Annotated in this window: 1 protein-coding gene; it reads right to left on the bottom strand. The window is 41.5% G+C overall.

Annotation, left to right across the window (positions count from 1 at the left end):
* Positions 1-340 (bottom strand): condensation domain-containing protein (locus FLA105534_RS21365; RefSeq protein ID WP_246253291.1); only part of this gene is annotated, 340 nt, incomplete at both ends.

Raw genomic sequence — 340 nt, 5'->3', positions numbered from 1 at the left:
GTCTCTGGTGTTGGAATATCTGGATAGTAATCCGTTTATTCCCGCCATTAAAACCATAAAAAGACTGGCCTGGTGCTGTTCTGAAAAGGATTGTAAATTGTTACTTGTTTCTTTGGTGAAGCTATGGGTGATGGAATCTCCTGCATAGGTCTTCACTTTTGGCCTCATTTTAGGAGTTGGAAGTTCCAGTACCGGCAGGTCTCCGCTAAATATGTTAAGCCAGTAGGCTTCTGATTCTTTCAGTTTCGAAAGCTGTTTTTCGCTTCTCATCCAGGATGCATAGTCTTTATATTGTATGGTCAGTTCGGGTAAATTGCTGTTTATACCCTGAACCAGATGA

This window comes from Flavobacterium collinsii, from assembly GCF_902804485.1.
GTDB classification, from domain to species: domain Bacteria; phylum Bacteroidota; class Bacteroidia; order Flavobacteriales; family Flavobacteriaceae; genus Flavobacterium; species Flavobacterium collinsii.
This window is presented reverse-complemented; position numbering and strand designations above follow the sequence as displayed.